The organism is Microbacterium elymi (genome assembly GCF_021582895.2).
GTDB lineage: Bacteria > Actinomycetota > Actinomycetes > Actinomycetales > Microbacteriaceae > Microbacterium > Microbacterium humicola.
This window is the reverse complement of the sequence record NZ_CP091139.2, coordinates 2,448,686-2,469,602: the sequence shown is the minus strand read 5'-3', so window position 1 is coordinate 2,469,602 and position 20,917 is coordinate 2,448,686. Positions and strand designations below refer to the sequence as shown.

General features: G+C 68.8%; 24 protein-coding genes and 1 pseudogene. 1 reads left to right on the top strand and 24 read right to left on the bottom strand.

From position 1 onward, the window contains the following. Positions 1 to 30: 30 nt before the first annotated feature. Complete coding sequence (locus L2X98_RS13400) at positions 31 to 393, bottom strand: hypothetical protein (protein WP_259611238.1); 363 nt, start codon at positions 391 to 393, stop codon at positions 31 to 33. Continuing rightward, positions 326 to 1,285 carry a hypothetical protein gene (locus tag L2X98_RS13395; protein WP_259611237.1) on the bottom strand — a complete coding sequence of 320 codons (960 nt, stop codon included), beginning with the start codon at positions 1,283 to 1,285 and terminating at the stop codon, positions 326 to 328. Before L2X98_RS13395 ends, L2X98_RS13400 begins: the two co-directional genes overlap by 68 nt. 118 nt (positions 1,286 to 1,403) lie before the next feature. On the opposite strand from L2X98_RS13395, the gene L2X98_RS13390 reads away from it, so the two are divergent. Next, on the top strand, positions 1,404 to 1,943 hold the full coding sequence (locus tag L2X98_RS13390) for a MarR family winged helix-turn-helix transcriptional regulator (RefSeq protein ID WP_259611236.1): 540 nt from the start codon (positions 1,404 to 1,406) through the stop codon (positions 1,941 to 1,943). A gap of 24 nt (positions 1,944 to 1,967) precedes the next feature. Here L2X98_RS13390 and L2X98_RS13385 read toward each other — a convergent pair whose 3' ends face one another. From L2X98_RS13385 to L2X98_RS13285, 22 genes and pseudogenes are all read right to left on the bottom strand, one after another. Continuing rightward, positions 1,968 to 3,170: an MFS transporter gene (locus tag L2X98_RS13385; protein WP_259611235.1), complete on the bottom strand. Its 1,203-nt coding sequence runs from the start codon at positions 3,168 to 3,170 to the stop codon at positions 1,968 to 1,970. A gap of 4 nt (positions 3,171 to 3,174) precedes the next feature. Next, a complete protein-coding gene (locus L2X98_RS13380) occupies positions 3,175 to 5,127 on the bottom strand; it encodes a 2-hydroxyacyl-CoA dehydratase family protein (RefSeq protein ID WP_259611234.1) in 1,953 nt (650 codons plus the stop codon). Further along, positions 5,106 to 5,465: a hypothetical protein gene (locus L2X98_RS13375; RefSeq protein WP_259611233.1), complete on the bottom strand. Its 360-nt coding sequence runs from the start codon at positions 5,463 to 5,465 to the stop codon at positions 5,106 to 5,108. Before L2X98_RS13375 ends, L2X98_RS13380 begins: the two co-directional genes overlap by 22 nt. Continuing rightward, the gene (locus L2X98_RS13370) at positions 5,462 to 6,727 is read right to left on the bottom strand and encodes a CaiB/BaiF CoA transferase family protein (protein WP_259611232.1); all 1,266 of its coding nucleotides are present in this window, start codon (positions 6,725 to 6,727) and stop codon (positions 5,462 to 5,464) included. The genes L2X98_RS13375 and L2X98_RS13370 overlap by 4 nt, the downstream gene beginning before the upstream one ends. After that, positions 6,724 to 8,280, bottom strand: a complete 1,557-nt coding sequence (locus tag L2X98_RS13365; RefSeq protein ID WP_435526199.1) for a CapA family protein — start codon at positions 8,278 to 8,280, stop codon at positions 6,724 to 6,726. The genes L2X98_RS13370 and L2X98_RS13365 overlap by 4 nt, the downstream gene beginning before the upstream one ends. Next, positions 8,249 to 8,647: an ATP-binding cassette domain-containing protein gene (locus L2X98_RS22360; RefSeq protein ID WP_435526198.1), complete on the bottom strand. Its 399-nt coding sequence runs from the start codon at positions 8,645 to 8,647 to the stop codon at positions 8,249 to 8,251. Before L2X98_RS22360 ends, L2X98_RS13365 begins: the two co-directional genes overlap by 32 nt. Continuing rightward, on the bottom strand, positions 8,644 to 9,558 hold the full coding sequence (locus L2X98_RS13355) for an amino acid ABC transporter permease (protein WP_259611231.1): 915 nt from the start codon (positions 9,556 to 9,558) through the stop codon (positions 8,644 to 8,646). Before L2X98_RS13355 ends, L2X98_RS22360 begins: the two co-directional genes overlap by 4 nt. A gap of 19 nt (positions 9,559 to 9,577) precedes the next feature. Beyond that, positions 9,578 to 10,477 (bottom strand): transporter substrate-binding domain-containing protein, encoded by a 900-nt coding sequence (locus L2X98_RS13350; protein WP_259611230.1) that lies wholly within the window; start codon positions 10,475 to 10,477, stop codon positions 9,578 to 9,580. Positions 10,478 to 10,590: 113 nt separating this feature from the next. Further along, positions 10,591 to 11,415: an alpha/beta hydrolase gene (locus L2X98_RS13345; RefSeq protein WP_259611229.1), complete on the bottom strand. Its 825-nt coding sequence runs from the start codon at positions 11,413 to 11,415 to the stop codon at positions 10,591 to 10,593. A 66-nt stretch (positions 11,416 to 11,481) separates the two neighbouring features. Next, positions 11,482 to 12,741, bottom strand: a complete 1,260-nt coding sequence (locus L2X98_RS13340; protein WP_259611228.1) for an amidohydrolase family protein — start codon at positions 12,739 to 12,741, stop codon at positions 11,482 to 11,484. Between the two features lie 54 nt (positions 12,742 to 12,795). Next, positions 12,796 to 13,116, bottom strand: a complete 321-nt coding sequence (locus tag L2X98_RS13335; protein ID WP_259611227.1) for a Rieske (2Fe-2S) protein — start codon at positions 13,114 to 13,116, stop codon at positions 12,796 to 12,798. Beyond that, positions 13,113 to 13,538, bottom strand: coding sequence for an amidohydrolase family protein (locus L2X98_RS13330; RefSeq protein ID WP_259611226.1), 426 nt, complete (start codon positions 13,536 to 13,538; stop codon positions 13,113 to 13,115). The genes L2X98_RS13335 and L2X98_RS13330 overlap by 4 nt, the downstream gene beginning before the upstream one ends. Before the next feature lie 5 nt (positions 13,539 to 13,543). Continuing rightward, on the bottom strand, positions 13,544 to 14,242 hold the full coding sequence (locus tag L2X98_RS13325) for an amidohydrolase family protein (RefSeq protein ID WP_259611225.1): 699 nt from the start codon (positions 14,240 to 14,242) through the stop codon (positions 13,544 to 13,546). A gap of 39 nt (positions 14,243 to 14,281) precedes the next feature. Further along, complete coding sequence (locus tag L2X98_RS13320; protein WP_259611224.1) at positions 14,282 to 15,229, bottom strand: PDR/VanB family oxidoreductase; 948 nt, start codon at positions 15,227 to 15,229, stop codon at positions 14,282 to 14,284. Next, positions 15,226 to 15,390 (bottom strand): hypothetical protein, encoded by a 165-nt coding sequence (locus L2X98_RS21275; protein WP_354002782.1) that lies wholly within the window; start codon positions 15,388 to 15,390, stop codon positions 15,226 to 15,228. Before L2X98_RS21275 ends, L2X98_RS13320 begins: the two co-directional genes overlap by 4 nt. After that, on the bottom strand, positions 15,320 to 15,706 hold the full coding sequence (locus tag L2X98_RS13315; RefSeq protein WP_259611223.1) for an ABC transporter ATP-binding protein: 387 nt from the start codon (positions 15,704 to 15,706) through the stop codon (positions 15,320 to 15,322). Before L2X98_RS13315 ends, L2X98_RS21275 begins: the two co-directional genes overlap by 71 nt. Continuing rightward, positions 15,700 to 16,164 (bottom strand): ATP-binding cassette domain-containing protein, encoded by a 465-nt coding sequence (locus tag L2X98_RS13310; protein WP_259611222.1) that lies wholly within the window; start codon positions 16,162 to 16,164, stop codon positions 15,700 to 15,702. The genes L2X98_RS13315 and L2X98_RS13310 overlap by 7 nt, the downstream gene beginning before the upstream one ends. A gap of 80 nt (positions 16,165 to 16,244) precedes the next feature. After that, complete coding sequence (locus L2X98_RS13305; protein ID WP_259611221.1) at positions 16,245 to 17,219, bottom strand: ABC transporter ATP-binding protein; 975 nt, start codon at positions 17,217 to 17,219, stop codon at positions 16,245 to 16,247. Positions 17,220 to 17,319: 100 nt separating this feature from the next. Further along, the gene (locus tag L2X98_RS13300; protein WP_259611220.1) at positions 17,320 to 18,222 is read right to left on the bottom strand and encodes an ABC transporter permease; all 903 of its coding nucleotides are present in this window, start codon (positions 18,220 to 18,222) and stop codon (positions 17,320 to 17,322) included. Continuing rightward, positions 18,219 to 18,449 carry an ABC transporter permease subunit gene (locus tag L2X98_RS13295; RefSeq protein ID WP_259611219.1) on the bottom strand — a complete coding sequence of 77 codons (231 nt, stop codon included), beginning with the start codon at positions 18,447 to 18,449 and terminating at the stop codon, positions 18,219 to 18,221. Before L2X98_RS13295 ends, L2X98_RS13300 begins: the two co-directional genes overlap by 4 nt. A gap of 97 nt (positions 18,450 to 18,546) precedes the next feature. Further along, positions 18,547 to 19,134, bottom strand: a pseudogene (locus L2X98_RS21270) (ABC transporter permease); the annotation flags it as partial. A 97-nt stretch (positions 19,135 to 19,231) separates the two neighbouring features. Further along, positions 19,232 to 20,800, bottom strand: a complete 1,569-nt coding sequence (locus L2X98_RS13285) for an ABC transporter substrate-binding protein (protein WP_259613327.1) — start codon at positions 20,798 to 20,800, stop codon at positions 19,232 to 19,234. Positions 20,801 to 20,917 lie beyond the last annotated feature (117 nt).

Sequence of the window (20,917 nt, the reverse complement as noted above, 5' to 3'; positions counted from 1 at the left end):
CCAGTCCGGTCGCCGCGGCGCGCCGGTTCATCATGGTGGCGTTCGTCGTCGGCCAGCGCCCTTCGTCGAGACGCTCGCAGCGTGCCGATCGCGGCGACCTTCTCGGCGTCGGTGAAGCCGCAGTGCTGGGGAGCGGCGACGTAGACCTGCCGGCAGCGCCCGGTTGCCGGCCGCGTCGACCACGTCCTGATATTCGCTCTGCTGGGCGACGGTCGAGATCTGGTCGCCGATGTTGCTCATCGTCAGCACCGGCACCGAGAGGGCGCCGTCGAACTCGATTCCCCGCTCCAGGCGGTTCACCGCGGCGGGGTCGGCGGCGATGCGCTCACCGGCATCGACGGTGGCGAGGTCGTCGTCCAGCGACAGCCCGGCGGCACGGTAGAGCCGCTTCACGACCTTGCGGGCGTCGGCGGACAGCCCGGAGAACTGCCGCGCGTAGTCGACGCCGGTGTTCCAGGACGGGTTGCCTCCAGTGAGCGTCTCGATGCCTGCGCCGACTGCTCATCGCCTGTCCGATGTAGGGAAGGCCGTCGGCGGCCAGCGCGCCGTACCAGCCCTCCTGATACGCCTCGGCATCGCGGCTCGAGGGCCGCGGCGCCGACTCCGACCAGGCGGGCAGCTGCCCGATCGCGGCCGCGAGCGCGATGCGGGCGCGGCCCTCCGGCGTCGCCTGCGCCGAGGCCAGGCGGCCGCGCCAGGCGTCGACCGCACCGCCGATGTCCGCCGGGATGTCGATCACGGGCAACTCGCCCGCGGGGTCGAGGGCGACCGTGACAGGACGAAGACGGTGTCGAGCTTCTGGTTCCACTGCGAGACGGCCCCGGACAGACCGCCGCAGAACGAGGCGACGCCGTCCACCGCGTCCGGCCGGCGCTTGCGCCACGCCCGCGGCCACGAAGCCGCCCATCGAGCTGCCGGTCGCGATGGCGCGCCTCGGGGTCCCCATCGCATCTTCGAATCGATCGAGGGCTTCGACCTGGTTGTCGATGGCCGACGCGATGTCCCACCCGGTCACGGTGCGGGTCGTGCCGCCGTATGCCGCACCGCCGTCGACGAGCGCCTGGACGGCTCCCGACAGCGTCGCGCTGCCGGCGAAGTCGAGGTCCACGAACACCGTGCCGTTCCAGTCGTCCGGGACGACGAATCGATAGGGGGTGGTGTCGTCCAGCCGCCCGACGACCTCGGTGGTCTGTGCCTGGGCGGCCGGCGCGGCGACCAGACCGGCCCCGGTCAGTGCTGCCGCCATCAGGACTCCGGTGATCGTGCGCCTCTGAAACCGCCTCATGTCGTACCCTTCCTCGTCTCCATCGACAACCGGATCACGGATCCGGAAATATCAACTAACTTGATATTGCGACACGCTACTGGAAGGGGTCGCAGTGGTCAACGGTAGAGTCGGGGTCGTGGATGAGAGCGCGCGCGACCCGCGAGGGACTCCGGCGACAGCGCACCTGAACTACACCACGTACCGTCTCGCGCGGGCGCTGAACCGGGCAGCCGAGAACACCGCGCTGTCGCTGGGCATCACGATGCCGCAGTTCCTGATCCTGCAGGTGCTGGGCGAGGGGCTTCCGCTCTCGAACGCGCAGGTCGCGCGGCGCACCTTCGTCAGCTCGCAGGCCGCGCATGTGGTCTCGGAGGAGATGCTGCGCGCCGGCCTGATCGAGAAGACCGAGCACCCCACCAATCGGCGGGTGCGCCTGGTCCGGCTCACCGATGCCGGCTGGCAGGCGCTGGCCACCTGCACCGCCGACCTCGTGGAGCGCGAAGCACGGCTGTCCGAGGCGATGGGCCCCGCGCACGAGGGCCAGACGCTCTCGGATGTCCTCACCCGTGCGGCCGAGGTGCTCGCCGGCGGCTATTTCGGCGATGCCGAGGCCGAGGCCGAGGCGATCGCCCGCCGGCGTCGGCCCGCGCACGGCAATCGCCTGTCGGCGTCCTGACTCACCCGGCATCCTGACGCAGACTCACTCGGTGACGGGCTCGCTCCCCCGCGTGCGCGCCCAGGCGAAGACGGCCATGCACAGCGCCGCGCACCCTCCGATGGCCAGAGCGACCCGTCCCGAGCTCGCGTCGATGACGGCTCCCATCACGATCGCGCCGATCGGCGCGACGCCGTAGTTGCCCAGCGTCACCAGCGACATGGTCCGGCCCAGCTGCTCGGGCGGCACGCTCGACTGCGCCGCCGCGTTCAGCAGTCCCTGGTAGAGGCCGACGCCGAGCCCGAGCACCGGGCCGAGCAGCAGGAGGACGAGGAGAGTGGGCGCCGCGGCGTTCACGACGAGAGCCAGCCCGAGTGCGAGGCATCCACCCGCGAGGGCGCGCACCGACACCCGCGGCGGGACTGCCGCGAGCATGCCACCGATGATCGCGCCCACCGCGTTCAGCGCGTGGACGGCCCCGACGCTGGTCGCGTCGCCGTGAAACGTGAGCGAGACCGTCGAGGTGAGCACGAGCATCAGGTTCAGCCCGAACAGTGCGACGGTCGTGTTGACGATGAGCAGGGTGACCAGGGGCCGATGCCGCAGCACGGTGCGCAGTCCCGCCCTCTCGGTGCGCGCGGCGACCGGTCGCGGGTGCAGCCGGGCTGGCCGGATCAGCAGGATCAGGGCGAAGACGACGAAGAAGGATGCCGCGTTCAGCAGCATGCACGCCGCCGGTCCGAGCGCGGCGAACGCGAGCCCGGCCAGTCCCGGTCCGATCGAGCGCGCCGCCGCGAGCGCGATGGTGCTGATCGACACCGCGCGCGAGAGCCCGTGCGTCCCGACGATCTCGAAGATGATGGCCTGCGCGGCCACCCGGTCGAACGTGTTCACCGTGCCCAGCACGAACACGAGGGCCAGCACGCCCCAGATCGGCGGCTGCGCACTCGCGACCGTGGCGGCGAGCGCCCCGACCACGACCGCCGACAGGGCCGAGGTGACGAGCAGGATGCTGCGCGGACGCAAGCCGGTCGGCCAGCCGCCCGGCAGGCACGCCGAGCAGCAGCAGGGCAGGAACTGCGCCACGGTCACGCCGCTCAGCGACTGCGCGCTGCCGGTGGCTTCGAGCACCACCAGCGAGAGCGCGAGGTTCTGGAACCAGGTGCCGGTGTTCGAGACCACCTGACCGGCGAAGTACAGCGAGAACCGCGGGTTGCCGAACGGCGCGAGCGCACCCAGGCGTGGCATGCCGTCAGCGGCGCACGGGGACGCGGGAGCGGAGGAACTCGGCGATCCGCTCCTGCACCCGCGCCCGCCCGGTCGAGCGTGAATCGGCGTTGTTCGCCACGATCTCCAGGACGGGGATGCCGCGTTCCTCGAGAGCCGCGCTGATGAAGGCCGCGCCGGGGGTGTCGTCGGCGACGAGGTGGACGACCCCGTCGACGCCGTGCGCGAGCGCCTCCTTCACGTACCAGCTCGACGACATCGGCGGCACATACAGCAGATCGGTGAGCCCGACGAAGCGCGCGGCGAGGGTGCGCACCGGGTCGTCGCCGTGACGCAGATATCCATCGGCGGCGATCGCGAGGTACATCGACCAGACGAAGACCGCGCCGAACTCCTCCTGGAACGACCGGTACATCTCCAGGTCCGACCACAGCCCGCGCCCGATCCACATCAGGCGGCGACGCTCGCGGGGTTCGACGGCGACGCCGTCGGCGATTCGCTGCGCGACCTCATCGTGCAGGGCCCGGGCCGCGTCCACCGCCCACTGCGAGCCGCGATGCCACTGCGGCACCATCACGCTGGGGATGGAATCGGTGACGGCGATCGGCGTCGGCCGCGCGCTGGCGATAAGGGCGCGGGTCCGGCGATTCCACTCGGCCTGCTCGTTCGCGCGCGCCATGATGTCGGCGAGCGCCTCGGTCTGCAGAGTACGGCTGGTGCGCCCCTCCAGCATCCCGATCAGGTCGCGGATCTCGGCCTCGAGCAGGTCGATGCGCGCCGTGCCGAAGGCCTCTTCCCACCGGTCGGGGACGAGGTCCCACCAGCCCTCCGGTGCCGGGACCGCCGCAGTGCGGTTCAGCAGGAACGTCTCGGTTCGGGCGCGGCGGCCCCAGAGCTCGAAGATCTTGTGGCTCACGTCGCCGCTGCGCTCGGACACCGCGAACGCCGGTTCCGGCAGGCCGCCCCACGGCGCGTCGGCCTCGTCGAGGTCCTGCGCGCCCAGTGCCAGGGCGTCGTACTGACGACTGTCGTCGGGCAGACCGCGTGCGGCCAATCGCGCCAGGCTCGCCGGTCCGGTCCGCTTGGCGGCGATCACCGAGGCCCACCACTGGTTGACGACATACGGGATCCCCAGCGCCCGGAAGATCTCGTGCGGCGCATCGGCGTTGACGAAGGCGATCGGCTCACCGTCCGCGGCACGCGCGCGCACCTCTTGGAACCAGGCGCGCTGATGAGCGGTGGCCGCGACCGCGCTGGCCAGTCGCTCGCCGCTCATGACGCCGCCCGTTCGTCGCGCAAGCTCGGCGGCCACCTCGATGGCGGCCGTCGACGACCCGCCACGGGGGATCCAGCGGCGCAAGAGGACGGGGATGCCGACTCCGGCCAGCTCCTCCCGTATGGCGGCGAGGTCCCACGCGGGTGCCTCGTCGCCTTCGCGGATCAGCGAGACGACGGCCTGCGCACCGGATCCCTGCGCGCCGACGCGCGTGATCGCTGCGCGCGCGGCGATCGATGCCCCGGCCGACCCCGCAGTCCGGGCGAAGTGGTGGTCTACGAGTCCCGCGTGCACCTCGTCGAGGTCACCGGAGTCGACGCACGCGCCTAACCGGGTCTCGTCGCCGGTCTGGTGGTCGTCGCTCACGACGACGATGCCGTGCTCCTCCAGCCGCGCGTAGACGGAGGCGTCCGGGTGCGCGCTCCCGGTGAGGTGCGCGCGCAGGGCGCCGGGTGGCGCCGTCTCGACCACGGCGTCCAGGGCGGCCACGGCATCCGTCGCGGTCTGGGACGTCGCCGCGATCATGGCCGCCAGCGCGGAGGTGCCCGCTACCGGCGACGGGGCGCGGCGCCGCGCCCGCAGCCGGCCGAGCGCCGCCGCGACGTCGGCCTCGCCCGCCGCGGAGGCGCGGAGGCTCTCGGGCGTGGACGAGGATCCCGACAGCCGGGTGCAGAATGCGGTCAGCGCTTCGAGCTGCTGCACCGCGTAGGTGCGCGCTTGCGGCACTGTCCACCTGCGGCAGGTCGAGCAGGTGCACGGGAGGAAGGCCCTCGTCGCGCAGGCATCCGCAGCACGTAGAACAGGCGCAGGTGCGACTGCGTGTCGTTGCACACGATGAGTCCGGCGAGGTCGGAGTGGCGGCCGGCGAGGAGTTCGGTGAGGATGCCGGTGACCACCGGGTCGACGGTGCCGAGCAGGGCCGCTGCCCGGTCGTCGAGGCCGCCGTCCCACGATCCGGGCAGCGGCCGCGGGGCGGCGCCGGCGGCCAGGACGAGCTGGCGCGGAACCTCGGCGCCGATGATGCCGATGACGGCTGTCACAGCACGCCTTCGGCGTGCAGCTGTTCGATCGCCGCCGTATCGAACCCGAGCATCTCGGCGAGCACGGCGTCGGTGTGCGCGCCCAGCGCCGGCGCGGGCTGCGAGAGATCGGTGGCGCTGCGGGAGAAGTTCACCGGAAGCCCGCTGCCGTAGAGCCCGTCGATGTGGCCGAACCGGGGATGGACGATGGGCACCACCTCGTGCCGGCGCAGCACGAGGTCATCGCGCACGGCCTCGGCGGTGTCGCGCACCGGGGCGACCGGCACGCGGTTCGCCTCGAAGGCGCGCAGGACGTCGCCGAGCGGCTTGTCGGCGGCCCAGGCCGCGATGAGATCGTGCAGCTCGTCGGCGTTGTGCACGCGGGCGTCGCGCGTGGCGTACTTGTCGTCCGCCGCGAGATCCGGACGATCGATCGCGCGCAGTGCGCCGTCGGCGAACGTGTCGGTGGGTGCGCAGATGGCGAACCAGCCGTCGGCCGAGCGGAACGTTCCGAACGGGGCGAGCCGCGGCACGTACGCACCGGTGCGCAGCGGGATCCCGATCGATTCCAGCGCGTCGAACGGCTCGCAGGCCACCAGCGAGGTCAGGCTGCCGAGCATCGAGACGTCGACGTGCTGGCCTTCGCCGGTGGCGTCCGCGTGGATGACGGCGGCGAGCGTGCCGATCACCGCGAACATCGGGGCCACCAGGTCGCCGACGGGCAGGCCGAATCGGACCGGCGGATCGCCGGGCTCGCCCGCCGTCATCATGACGCCGCTGAGCGCCTGGATGATGGTGTCCATCGCCTTGCCGTCGCCGCCGGAGACGCCCTGTGCCCCGAAGCCGCTGATCGAGGTGTAGATCAGCTTCGGGTTCACCTCGCGCACCACGTCGTAGTCGATGCCGAGCCGCTTGGTGACACCGGCGCTGTAGTTCTCCACGATGATATCGGCGCGGCGCGCCAGGTCGAGGAAGACCTGGCGGCTGTCGGGATGCTTCAGGTTGAGCGTCATGCTCTCCTTGTTGCGTCCACGCACCATCATCGACACCGACATGTCGTCGGGGTCGGAGCGTCGGACGCTGAGGCCGTCGGCGGTGACGTACGGCGAGTTGTTCCGAGACGAGTCGCCGCCCCGGCTCGGATTCTCGATCTTGATCACGCGCGCGCCCAGTCCGGCCAGCAGCAGGGTGGCATAGGGGCCCGCCAGCGCCGTGGTCAGATCGAGGATCACCTTGCCCTCGAGCGGTCCCTTGTTCTCGCGTACGCTGCTGTCCTGATTCACGCTGCGGCTCCTTCCAAGCGGATCGACAGGCCCCGGAGGGTCTGGTCGAAGACGGTGTCGAATCCCGCGTCGGCGGTGATGCGACGGATGTACGAGGCGACGGCGCGCCCGCGGTCGCCGGAGGCGGGAACCGGGCGGGCGTCGTCGTCGATCCAGAACGGAACGACGGACGCGTCCGCCACGCCGTCGGGTCCGAGGGTGAGCGCGGCGACGGCCGCGTTGCGGCTCTCCGGATGGAACGGGTAGTGCGGCATCGCGGGGTCGGGGATGAATCCGAACAGGCGCTGCCGCTCGCGCGCCCAGTCCGCGCGTTCCTGCGCGTCGCCCGGGGCGGCCGACAGCGCGGTGGTGACCGTGGCGAAGTTGCCCAGGCCGTGGAAGATCGGCCGCCCCCGGTAGACCTCGACGCCGCGCAGGATGTGCGCGTGATGGCCGATGATCACGTCGGCGCCGGCGTCGATGAGCGCGTGCGCGATCTCACGTTCGTAGTCGGCGACCTCGACCGGCACGTGGACCAGCCCCTTGTGCAGGGCGACGACCACGGTGCCGGCGGCGGCCGCGGCGTGCACGGCGTCCATGGCGGCGGCGAGCGAGCGCGGTTCGGCGAAGGTCGTGATCCGCGGCGGGCCGCCGGGGTTGGCGCCCCGCGGTTCGTAGTGGGTGACGACCTCGATGTAGGCCGCGCCCGGCTTCAGCGAGGTCGCCCACGACTCCCGCGGCCCGACGCAGTTGATGCTCAGCACCGCGACGTCGGTGTCGTCTCCGGCGATCACCACGGGCCGCAGTGCCTCGGCGAGGTTCGCTCCGGTGCCGACGGTGCGGATGCCGCGGTCCGCGCAGTGGCGTCGGGTCTGGGCGATCCCGTCCGGCCCGAAGTCGTACACGTGGTTGCCGGCCAGCGTCAGCACCGAGAATCCGGCAGCGGCCACCGCATCCAGCGCATCCGGTGGGCCGGGAACGGCCGGCACGTCGGTGCTCTGGACGGTGCCGCCGATCAGATGCGGGATCTCGAGGTGGCCGATGACGATGTCGGCCGAGGCGAGCACCGGGGATGCCGGCGCCAGCAGGGCCGCGGCATCCCCGGTCTCCAGGACCAGGTCGCCGGTCGCCATCAAAGTGGTCATGGTGCCACCGCGGCGGGGGCGGATGACCGCTTCAGGAACGCCTGCAAGCCGCGTCGACTGCGGCGAGCGGAAGAACTCCGGTGCCGGGCGGTCTTCGATCACGCGGCCGTCCGCCATGAACACGCAGCGATCGGCGACGTTGCGGGCGAAGTCCATCTCGTGGGTGACCACGACCATGGTCATGCCGGTGGTGGCGAGGTCCTTCATCACCTGCAGCACCTCGCCGACCAGCTCGGGGTCGAGCGAACTGGTCGGCTCGTCGAAGAGCAGGATGCGGGGATTCGCGGCGACGGCGCGGGCGATGGCGACACGCTGCTGCTGTCCGCCGGACAGCTGTCGTGGATGCGCCTGCGCCTTGTCGGCCAGCCCCACCCGCTCGAGCAGCTCCATCGCGCGGTCACGGGCCTGGGCCGGTGGCACCTTGTGCACGCGGATCGGGGCCTCGGTGATGTTGCGCGAGCACCGTCCAGTGCGGGAACAGGTTGAACTGCTGGAACACCATGCCCATCCGCCGCCGCTGCCGTTGGATGTCGGCATCCGACGAGGGGCGCAGGTGTCCGCGGTGGGTCTCGAAGCCCAGCAGCCGCCCGTCCAGATACATCGCACCGCCGTCGATGGGCTCGAGCAGATCGATGCAGCGCACCAGCGTCGACTTGCCCGATCCGGACGGGCCGAGGACCGCCACGACCTCGGACTCGCCGACCGTGAGGTCGATGCCGTCCAGGGCGACGTGGTCTCCGAACGCCTTGCGCAGGCCGACGACCTCGAGGACGGGCGCGGTCGCTTCGGCGCTCATCGGGTGACCTCCAGTCGCTGGATGTGCTTGCGAGCCGTCGCCGTACGCGAGAGCCCGCGGCTGAAGCGTCGCTCGACCTGACGCTGCACGATCGTCAGGGCCGCGACCACGACGAGGTACCAGATCACCGCGACGATGAGCATGGGCACGACCTCATAGGTGCGGTTGTAGATCACCTGCACCGAGTGGAGCAGATCGCCCATGGCGATCACGCTGACCAGCGAGGTGCCCTTCAGCAGCGCGATCACCTGCGAGCCCGCCGGCGGGACGATCACCCGCATGGCCTGTGGCAGCACCACCCGCGAGAAGGCGTGCCAGTTCGAGAAGCCCATGGCCTTCGAGGCATCCCGCTGCCCCTGGTCGACCGACAGGATGCCCGCGCGGATGATCTCGGCCATGTACGCGGATTCGTGCAGCGAGAGGCCGATGATGGCCGCCGTCAGGGGCGTGATGATGTCGTTGGTGGGCCAGCTGAACAGCTCGGGCCCGAACGGGACGCCGACGGCGAGCTTGGGCACCAGATAGGCGAGGTTGTACCAGAAGATCAGCTGCACCAGGGGCGGGACGGCGCGGAAGACCCCGACGAACGCGATGCACGCCCAGCGCACGGGGGCGAACGCCGCAAGCTGGCCGGCGGCGAGCGCAGTGCCCAGGAGCGAGCCGAGGATCATGCCGACCGCGGTCAGCAGGAGCGACATCACCAGGCCCAGCAGCACCGAGGGATTGAAGAGGTAGGCCGCCACCACCGGCCATTCGAAGCGCTCGTTGGTGACGAGGAAGAAGGCCAGCCGGAGGACGATCAGCGCCAGGACCACGCCGATCACCAGTCGCCACGGATGGAAGCGACGACGTGCGTCGGCGACGTCCACGACGCCGTCCGTGCGCGGCGGCGTGATGATCGGCATGGTCATGGCGTGCTCCTGATGCTTGTCAGCCGGCCGTGGTCGGGTTCAGGACCGGGGCGTCGACGGCGGCATCCTCGATGCCGTACTGCTTCATGATCTTCTGGTAGTCGCCGCTCTCGAAGGCCGCTTGGAACGCGGCGAGCATGGGCTCGGCCAGTCCCGAGCCCATCGGGAGGAACATGGCGAGCTGATCGACGCCCGCGCCCTGCTCGTCGGTCTGCATGACGTACCCGTACTTGTCCGGCTGTGCGGCGAGCAGGTCGATGGCGGATGCCTGGGTCGTGCCCACCACGTCGGCTCGGTCGGAGTTCAGCGCGAGGATCGTGGAGTTCGTGTCTTCGAGCCCGATGAACTGCGCAGCCTGCTTGCCCTGGTCCTTGCACCACTGGTTCAGCCGCTGCAGCTGGGTCTCGGTGACCGAGCCGGTGACGCCGGCCACGCGGGTGCCGCAGACCGCCGAGCTGTCGGCGAAGGACTCCGCGTCCTCCTGGGGGAAGAGGTAGGAGGTGCGGGTGGTCATCCACACGATGGCGTCGAAGTCCTTCTGGCGCTCGGGAGTCGCCCGCACCGGACCGTTGAACCCGTCGTAGCGGCCCGAGAGCATGCCGGTGAGCATCGCGTCCAGGCCCGAGGCGGTCTTGATCGTGAACGGCACACCGAGCTGGGCCGAGAGCACCTTCTGCAGGTCGGGATCGATGCCGGTGAAGGTGCCGTCCTCTTCGATCGTGCGATACGGCGGGTGCGTGTCGCCGGCGAGCACGATCTCGCCCGCCTTCTTGATCGCGTCGGGCAGCTGGTCGTACAGGGGTGCGTCGGTCTGGGGCGCCGTGGCCGCCGCGTCGCTCGGCCCCGCGCCCGGGGTGGACGAACATCCCACGAGCGCGAGTACGGCGACGAGAGGGATGAGAGCTGTTCTGACTCGCATGGCTTACTCCACATCGTTGTGAGGGTGCGCCTTCAAGTGAAGGCACGAGCCATAATGTCATAAAACTTGATATTTGTGAAGCTCAACGATCTCGCGCCGGAGCAGAATCCGGGCTACGGGGTGGCACTGTCCATCAGGTCGGCCCAGGACGGGGAGAGATCGTCGGCCGGGGTGCCGATCGCGTTCACGAGCGTGAAATGGTTTGCCGCGCGGGCCCGCACGAGTCGGGGCAGCGGCAGTCCCGCATCCGCGAATGCGCCGATCGCCCGGGCGAATTGGACGTTCGCATCCGGGGTGTCCCACTCGCCGATTGCGAACAGCATCGGCACGGGAGTCTCGACGAGGCGTTGCGCGAGAGTCGCACCATGGAGGAAGGCCGGCTCACCTCCGAAGTACGGTGCCACGCGCTCGACGCCGAACGCGCGCAGGTCGTAGACGCCGGAGAAGAAGGCGGCAGAGGCCGGCAACTCCTCGGATCGTTCCCAGCCCGGCCCGCCGACGAGATACGAGGCGATGTGCACGGCTCCGGACGACGTGCCGGCCAGGTGCACCGGCAGCAACGCTTGGTCATGCCTCAGCCGAGCGCGGCACCATGCCACCACGAGGTCGATGTCTTCGGCGGCCGCCGGCCACGGCGCGCCAGGTGCCAACCGATAGTTCATCGTCACCGCCGCGCGCGAGTTCGCCGCGCACCAGGCGCCGATGTTGTCATGGTATGGACTGCCTTCGGTGTGTTTGGAGCCGGCGACAAAGGCCCCGCCGTGCACGAAGATCACGATCCCTGTCGGCTCGCCTGATGCAGGCATGAACAGGTCCAGCCGCTGGCGATCGAGGGGACCGTACGGCTCGTCGCGTCGGACCATCACGGTGTTCGACGCGAGTGGTCCGTGCATCGGCGCAATGAGCGCCCCCGACGCACCGATCGTGTCCGGCGACACGTCTGGGCCGATACGTTCGACGGCGGCGGACAGCTCGCGCCATTCGGCTTGCATCGAATCGTCGCGTCAATCCCCCGCGGGCACCCATTCGACCTCGCTCCCGTCCTCGGACGCGTAGTCGCGTCGGGCGGGACCGACCATCTCGCCGGTCTCGGGCATCTCACCGACCGCCACCTCCGCTGTGGCCGAGGTGCTACGCGGACGATCCGGCCAGCGGAACCACTCGCGCGCATTCGACTCGAAGACCTTGCGGTGCCACTCCTGAGGCATCCGCCCCGCGACCTCGTCGACGACCTCGGTCGACCACGCGGGGTAGCCCGAGGCGAAGCAGAGCAGATCTTCGACGCCTCCGAAGGCCTGCAGCCCACGGATGATCCGGTGCACTCCGTCATCGCCAGGTGCTCGATCGAAGGGCCAGGTCGACACACGGAAGCTCTCCCGAAAGTACTCGCTGGGAGGCCGTCGCACCCACGGCACCTCGCGGCGCAGACCGCGCCAATTGACGTCGAGCCGGAAGAAGAGGCCCGGAATCCATCCCGCTCCCGCCCCCGATACAAACACGCGCAGGCCCGGGTACTTCTCGAACACCCCCTGCACGATGAGGCTCTGCACATGCGTCATGATCGGGCTGTACTCCAAGAGCGCGACCTCGGCGTACGTGGCAGGAAGACCCCCCGCGGTGGGATGGCTGAGGGTGTCGGATGGCTGGTCACCGCCGGTGTGCAGGACGATCGGCAGGTCGAGCTCGGCAGCGGCCTCGTAAATGGGGTGATAGACCGGGTGGCCGAATGGCTTGCTCAGTCCATTCGCCGCCATCAGGACGCCGACCATGCGCTCGTGCGCGCCCGCGCGGCGGATCTCGCCAGCGGCGGTCAGAGGAGTCTGGTTGGCGACCAAGACCAATCCGTGCAGGCGGGGGTCCTGCGGGAACCAGCGCTGGATCGTCCAGTCGTTCATCGCCTGCACGAGCGCCTCGGCGCGATAGGTGTTCGGGACGCTGGGTATCATCATGCCCCGGTCGTACGACAGGATCGCCCGCTCGACCCGACCGCCGGCGAACACCTGCGCGACGGTGCGTTCGGGGTCGGAGCCGGCCGGCGCGGGGGGCTCGGCGGATCCCCCGATGTAATCGCCGCCCGGGCGACGATACCCGGCCGCCGGAAGGATGTGCATCGCTCCGGCGCCGCCGGGCAGAGTCCCCGGCACCCCGAGGTGCTCGCGCCAGCCCGCGGACATGAAGTCTGTGACGTCGAGCTGCGAAGCCCAATGGTGGTGCACGGTGGCGTCAATCACCGGGCCGCCGTAGGAGGTGGTGCTCTCACTCATCCCTCGTCCTTCCTTCCTACGTTCAACACGACCCGATCACCGTCGCGGGCCACGTCATAGACCCGGATCCGGAACCCCGGCCACGCTGCCTTGCCATCGGTGAGCTGGAACTCCCACCGATGCCATGGGCACATCACCACCGGCTTGCTCCTCATCCACTTCGAGCTCCACGCCACGACCGACGACCGCGCCCGTCAGCTTCTTCTGCAGGAACCCGCTGCACAGGGATGCGCCTTCGTGCGGGCACGCGTTGCGGAACGCGTAGATGCGCTCACCCCACCGGCACACCCCGATCTCACTGCCGCCGATCTCGACACGCGTGAGCTGACGGTCTGGGAAGTCCGACCACGCGCCGATGTCGAGGCGATACGTCATGCGGGCACCTCCGCCTGCCCGACCGGCAGCATCCGCAGCATCGAACGCGCGTTCTCGTAGAACAGCTTCGGCAGCCACTCACTGGGCAGCCTGCTCGCCACGTAGAAGGGATCGTCGGCGTCCCAGTGTGGATAATCGCTAGAGAAGCACAGCAGATCCTCCATCCCACCGAACGACTCGAAGAGCTCGACGAGCTGTTCCTTGCGCGGCGTGAGCTCCATCGGCTGGGTGCTGAACTTCACATGCTCACGCAGGTATTCGCTGGGCAGCCGCTTCACCCAATCGCTCTCGGCACGCATCTCGGGCCAGAAGCGGTCGAGCCGCCAGAAGAAGTTGGGGATCCAGGCGAGGCCGGTCTCGAGCACCATGACCTTGAGCGAGGGGAACTTCTCGAACGTGCCCTGCGTGACGAAGCTCGCCAAGTGGCTCAGCGTCGGCTTGCGAGCAGGGTGTGCCACTCGAGCCGCGAGCCCGGCAGGCCACCGGCGCTGGTGTGCGCCAGCCCGCCCTCGGTCTCGCCGGCAGCCCCATGGATGATGATCGGCAGACCATGTTCTTCGGCAGCCCGATAGATGGGGTCGTACACGGGGTGACCGAGTGGCTTGCCGAACGGGTTCCACGCGATGAGGACCCCCGTCACCTTGGTATTAGGCGCCATCCGATGAATCTCGGCGGCGGCGCGATCGGGCAGCTCGGGCGGGGCGACGATCGCCGTCCGCATCCGGGAGTCGTAGTTCAACCAGGTGTCTGATACCCAGTCGTTCATTGCGGTCGACAGGACCGCGCTGTACTCGGGGTTGCGTTGGGCGACCTCCTGGCCGATGTCGAAAGTGAGATTCACCGCCTCGACGCTCGGGTACTGGTCGAGGTACTGCGACTTCATCAGTTCGAAGCTGGTGCCCATCCCGTCCTCCGGCACCGCTTCCAGACGCTTGTTCACCCCGCGCTGGAAGGGATACGTCAGGCCCGCCGGCACGAACGCCGTCGCGATGCCGCCGGTGCGGCTCACGGCATAGTCGCGCCAGCGCGCGGGCAGCCGATCCAGCAGCTCCGTCGAGCGACGCCAACGTTGATGCACGTCCACGTCGATGATCGCGTACTCGAAGGTTCGCGGTTGTCGTCCCACTTTCGTCTCCCTCTCTCCCCGGTGCAGCCTGCCGGGCTCTCACAGATCCAGAACGAGTCGCTTGCCGCAGGCCCTTGACACGCAGATCATCATCGTGTCGCCGAGGTCCTGCTCGAATGCGCTCAGCACGCTGTCGCGGTGGTCGAGGGCGCCCTCCAGGACGACGGTCTCGCAGGTGCCGCACGTGCCTTCCTCGCAGGACGACTCGACATCGATCCCCGCTTGTCGAACGACGTCAAGGATGCTGCGGTCCCGCGGGACCGGCAGTTGCAGCTGGCTTGCCTCCAGCTCCACCGTGAACGCAGTGTTCGGCCGCGGCTCGATCGGTTTCGGCGCGAACCGTTCCAGGTGAACAGTCCCCGGTGGGCGACCCTGGGCAGCAGCATCCACCCCGCTGAGGAGACGCTCCGGTCCGCATGCATACACGGACGCGGATGCCGGCGCTGCGCCGACGGCCTCGTCGAGTGAGAGTCGCCGGCCTTCGTCGGATGGGTATGCCTCGATGTGCGCGCCGAAGCGGGCGGACAGCTCGTGCAGATACGGCATCGTCGCCCGCGATCGCCCGGCGAAGTGCAGCGTCCACGTGGTCCCATGACGGTCTGCGTGCGCGATCATCGGCAGCAGCGGGGTGATCCCGATTCCGCCCGCGATGAACACGTACTGATCTGCCTGGTACAGCTCGAAGTGGTTCCGGGGTCCACGCGCGAGAATCGTGTCGCCCACCGCGACTTCCTTGTGCAGGTGCCCCGAACCGCCGGTGCTCACGTTCTCGAGCAGCACCGCGATCTCCCAGCGCGTGCGATCGGTGGGATCCCCGCAAAGCGAATACTGCCGCACGAGGTTCCCCCGCAGCATCAGATCGATGTGGGCCCCCGGCCCCCAGGCGGGCAGCTCGCGGCCGTCGGGACGGACGAGGACAAAACGGCGCACACCGGATACCACCTCGTCGGCCTGGGCGACGGTGACAGTGAGCATCGGCTCGCTCATGCGGCCTCCTGATCCTCGTGCGAGACGATGTCCACCAGCGGGAAGTGACACGACACCTCGCGCCCGCCCCCGACAGGGCGCGGCGCGGGCTCACGCTCGGCGCAGAGCGGCTGCGCGAGCGGGCAGCGCGTGCGGAAGCGGCATCCGCTCGGCGGATTCACCGGCGAGGGCAGTTCCCCGTGGACAGTGACAGGCGGCTTGCACGGCATCCGGGTCCGGCGTCGGAACCGAATCGAGAAGCGCCCGGGTGTAGGGATGTGCCGGGGAGGCATAGATGTCGTCGGTCGGGCCGATCTCGACGATCTTGCCGAGGTACATCACCGCGACCCGGTCACTCACGTTCCGAACCACCGACAGATCGTGCGATATGAACAGCAGCGACAGCTCGTGCGAGCCCCGCACGCGTTCGAGCAGGTTGAGCACCTGTGCCTGCACCGACACGTCCAGTGCCGAGACCGGTTCGTCGCAGATCAGCAAGCTTGCGGTTCCATTGCCATCGCCCGAGCGATCGCGATGCGCTGACACTGGCCCCCGGAGAAGTCGCCTGGGCGGCGGTCGGCCATCGTCGTCACATCCAGCCCGACCTCGGCCATGATCTGCTCGACGCGAGGAGCCACGCGCTCCCGGGGGGTCCGGTGGATCCGCAGGCCCTCGGCGATGATGTCGCGGACGCGACGTCGCGGATTCAGCGACGAGATCGGGTCCTGGAAGATCATCTGCATGTGCCTCAGCGTGCGGCGCAGAGCATGCGGCCCCGCTTTGGCGAGGTCCTCGCCACGGAAGCGAACAGACCCGCTCGTGGGCTTGGGGAGCCGCATGATCGTGCGTGCCAAGGTGGACTTTCCGCAACCTGATTCGCCGACGAGGGCCAGCGATTCCCCGCGTCCAACGGTGAAGCTGACGTCGTCGACGGCGTGGACGATGCCGCCCGGCACTCGGAACGACTGGACGAGGTGGGCGACCTCGAGCACCGCGGCGTCCGCGGCGCGGACTGATTCGGACGTGTCTGTCATCGTCATGCGCTCCCTTCTGCGGCTGCGGCTTGCGGCTTGCGGCTTGCGATCGGGTGGTAGCAGGTGAAGCGATGTCCGCGCTCGGCCGCCACATCCTGCTCGTCGGGACGCTTATTGCGGCAGTCGTCCTGTGCCGCCTCGCAGCGTGGAGCGAACCGGCATCCGGCCATTGGCGTTGCCGCATCCGGCGGCGAGCCGGGGATCGCCGTGAGCATGCCATGTCGCGGAGTGTCGAGTCGCGGAATCGCGCGCAGCGCGTCGGTGTAACGATGGCGGCGCCCGCGGAACAGGTCTCGGGTGGATGCTGTCTCCATAACGCGGCCGCCGTACATGACCATGATCCGGTCGGCGCGCGCGGCAAGCACTCCCAGGTCGTGGCTGACCATCAGCACACTCATCTGCCGCTCTCGTTGGATCTTCTGCAGGAGATCCAGGATCTGCCGTTGCACGGTGACATCCAGAGCCGTCGTGGCCTCGTCGGCGATGAGAACGTCGGGATCGCACGCCAGCGCGATCGCGATCATCACCCGCTGACGCATCCCGCCGGAGAGCTGGTGCGGGTACTGCGTCATCCGTTTGCGCGGCTCTGGGATGCCGACGACCTCGAGCAGCTCGAGTGCACGCGTTCGCGCCTTCGTCGCCGACAGGCCCAGATGCCGCCGCGGCGCCTCGGTGAGCTGCCGTTCGATTGGCAGGGTGGGATTGAGCGCGGTCATCGGGTCCTGGAACACCATCGCGATCTGCGGTCCCAGAAAAGAGCCCAGACGATTGCGGGGCACGCTCAGCAGGTCCGTCCCGTTCAGGAGTACCCGGCCGGTGACCTCGGCCGATCCGGGCGCGATCCGCATGATCGACCGTGAGAGCAGGCTCTTTCCGGATCCTGATTCCCCGGCGATCCCGAGCGTCTGACCGCGGCGCACATCGAATGAGACGCCGTCCACAGCGCGCACCTCCCCCGGGGAGTGTGCAGCGCGCACACCAGATCTTCCACACGCAGCACAACATCGTCGCTCGCGGGCGCAGAGCCCGCGGCATCCTTCACCAGAACATCGGTCATGGGATCGCTCGTCACTTCTCTCACAGTTGGGACTGCCCCACGTCGAACCGATCGCGCAGCCAGTCGCCGACCGAGTTGAGCGAGAATACGGTGAGGAACAGCAGCACGATGGGCACGAGCGCGGCTGAGGGATGCTGTCGCAGCTGGCTCTGCGCTTCCGCGATCATTCCGCCCCAGCTGGGAGAGGGGGCGGGGATGCCGTAACCCAAGAAGCTCACGGATCCTTCGATGACGATCAGCAGCGCCACCGAGATGATCGTGAACGAGACCAGGCTCATCACCGTGTTCGGCAGCACTTCGCGGAACATGATGCGCAGGTGCCCCGCGCCCATACCACGTGCGGCCGTCACGAACTCCCGCGTGGACTGGGCGACGACGGCGCCCTTCGTCATGCGCGCGAACGCCGGGATCATCAGCACGGCCATGCTGACTGTCAGCGTCATCAGAGTGGGGCGGATGGCCGCGGCGAGGGCGACGAGGAACAGCATCGGCGGGAACGCCTGGACCACCTCGGCGAGCACGTCGACGACCGCTTCGACGAAGCCGCGGAAATGCCCGGCGACGAGGCCGAGCAGTCCCCCGACGACGACACCGATCGCGGCGGCGACGAATCCGACCGTGAACGACGCCCGCGCGCCATACAGGGCACGGGACAGGATGCTGCGCCCGATCGAGTCGGTGCCGAGTATCCCATCCGAACTGAAAAGGGGCTCATACGGGATCCCCACGATCTCGTCGTATCTGGGGATGGGCAGCAGCGGCGCACTCACAGCGGCGAGAGCGAGCACGACAAGCCACGCAACAGCGAACCAGATCGCGACATCGCGCGCGCTGCGCACGCGCGGCCGCTTCCGCAGCGAACGGGTCACGAGCGTCTGCGTCGACGCCACAGGCGTGGGGTTCTCCAACGTGTCGACCATCATGCCACCGCCTTCACCGTACGGATGCGGGGATCGATCGCGGCATAGGTCAGATCGACGGCAATGTTCGCGATCACGTAGATGAGCGCCATGACCAGGACGATTCCCTGGATCACCGGGATGTCGCGCGACGGTACGGATTGCAGCATCAGAGCCCCCAGGCCCGGGAGTGCGAACAGCACCTCGACGATCATCGCCCCACCCAGCAGACGCCCGAGCGACAGACCCATCACCGTGATGAGCGAGAACAACGAGGGCCGCAAGCGCGTGCCGGAACAGGATGTACGCCTTCTCCATTCCCCGGGCGCGCGCCGCCAGCACGAACGTCTCGCGCAGGGTCGCGATGACATCGTTGCGCAACAGGCGGTAGAAGACCGCCGCCTCGGCGAGCCCGAGGACGAGGGCAGGGAGGAATGCGTGCCGGAGGTTGTCCAACGGATCCTCGCTGAGTGGCACCCAACCACTCACGGGGAACCACCGCAGTTCGATCGCAAAGACCAGGATGAGCACGACAGCCGCGGCGAACGAGGGCATCGCGAGCACGCCCGCGGAGGCTCCCGAGGTGATCCGGTCGAAGAGCCCACCGACGCCCGACGCCGATTTCATCGCGAGCGGCACCGCCAGCACCAGGGCGATCACCATCGCGAGGATGCCGACTTCAGCGGTCACGGGAATCCGCTGCCAGAGCACCTCGGACACCGGCATGTCCAGTCGCAGGGACGTGCCGAGGTCGCCATGCAGCGCCCCGCCGAGCCAGTTCACGTAGCGCACGATGAACGGCTGGTCGAGCCCCATCTGATGGGCGAGAGCGGCGACCTGCTCGGGCGTCGCGTCGTTGCCGAGCATCGCGACAGCCGGAGACCCCGGCATCAGATCGATCGCAGCGGTGGCAAGCAGCGTGATGATGAGTGCCACCGGGATCACCCGTGTGAGACGGACACCAATCTGCCTCAACACGGGCGAACCTCCGATTTCTCGTTCAGCGCGGACAAGGGACGTTCCGCCATCAGAATCACTTCTTCTTGAAGCCCAGTTCGTCCCAGATCAGCTGTCCGCCGGCGGTGAAGGCCACACCCGTGACATCCTTCGTCATCACCGTGGACAGGGTCGACGAGAAGGTGAACAGACCCGGCAGGTCCTTCATGAACTGCTCCTGGACCGTGCGGTAGTTCTCCTTGCGCACAGTGGTGTCGGTCGTCTGGCGCGCAGCGTTCAGCGCGTCGTCGACATCGGCGTTGGAGTAGCCGGTGGTGTTGAACGGCGCGTCGGTCGCCAGCAGGTTGTACAGGCCGGGCTCCGGGTCGGGGAACTTGTACGCCCCCGGGTACGGGCTCATGTCGTAGTCCTTCTGCAGGAACACGCGCTCGTGGGCGGCAGTGACATCGATCGTGTCGATCTTCATCTTCACGTTGTCGAACGTCGACAGCTGCGCCTGGATGTACTGCGCGGTGCGCGAGTTCACACCCCCGGCCATGTTCACGTAGGTGAAGTCCACCGGCTTGCCATCCGCAGCCAACTCGTCGAACAGCTTCTGAGCTTCCTTCTTATCGGACTTCGGGAACGTGAGGTCCTTCTCGTAGAACGGCGAGCCCTTGACGAACAGGGTGTTGATGGCGTGGGCGTCCTTCGACCCCAACGCGACCTGCGAGAGCTTCTCACGGTCAAGCGCCAGATATACGGCACGACGGGCGCGGGGATCATCGAAGGGAGCGCGCGTGTTGTTGAAGTAGACCCACCCGCCGCCGTTCTGGGTGACGGAGTCGGCGACGAGCCCCTGCGAGCCGGCGTCGGCCAGGAGCGACAGATCGGTGCCGGACTCGGGCGCCTGCATGTCCGCCTCGCCCGAAGCGATGGTGTTCACGCGCTGCGCGGCGTCGGCGACGAGGTCAACCCGCACCGAATCGAGCTTCGGCAGCCCCTTCTTCCAGTAGTTCTTGTTCGCCTTGTAGGTCTCGTGATCGTCAGCGACCACCTCGCCGAGGGTGAAGGGACCGGCGCCCACAGGATTCTTGGAGAAGCCCTTCGGGTCCTTCGTGTACGCCGTCGGCGAGATCACGAACGGCAGGGAGCTGGCGATCGTCTTGTCGAGCTGCTTGTTCGGGCCAGGCAGGGTGATCGTGAGGGTCAGGGGGTCGGTGACCTTGAGCTTCCACATCGCGATCGAGGTTCCGATGCGCGCGACCTTCTTGTCGCGGATGTGTCCCCAGGTGAACTTCACCGCGTCTGCGTTCAGATCCGTGCCGTCGGAGAATTTCACGCCATCGTTGAGCTTGAGTGTCCACACGGTGCCGTCGTCGTTCGGCGTGAGGCTCTCGCCGATGCGGGGGACGACTTCACCGGTGACAGGGTCGAGAGTGAACAAGTAGTCATAGATGGCTGCCATCCGCGTACCATCGCCGGTGCTGGCCATCGTGTCGTCCTCCGCGGGATCGAACGTGCGCATCGGCACGTAGAGAAGCATCGTCAGGTCACCGCCGGACGCCGCTTCGGCCGAAACGTCGGCGATCGCCGCTGTCTGAGGATCATCCCCGGCGCAGGCCGAAAGCCCGCCCACCAGCGACAGGGCGACAGCACCGATCACCAGCAAACGCCATCCTCGTTTTTCCTCGCGAACCGGCATCATTGCCTCTCCTCACTTCAGTGTGTGCGCGCCGCGGTCGCCCGGAATCATCGAAAGGCCGGTGGAGGACGCGATGTC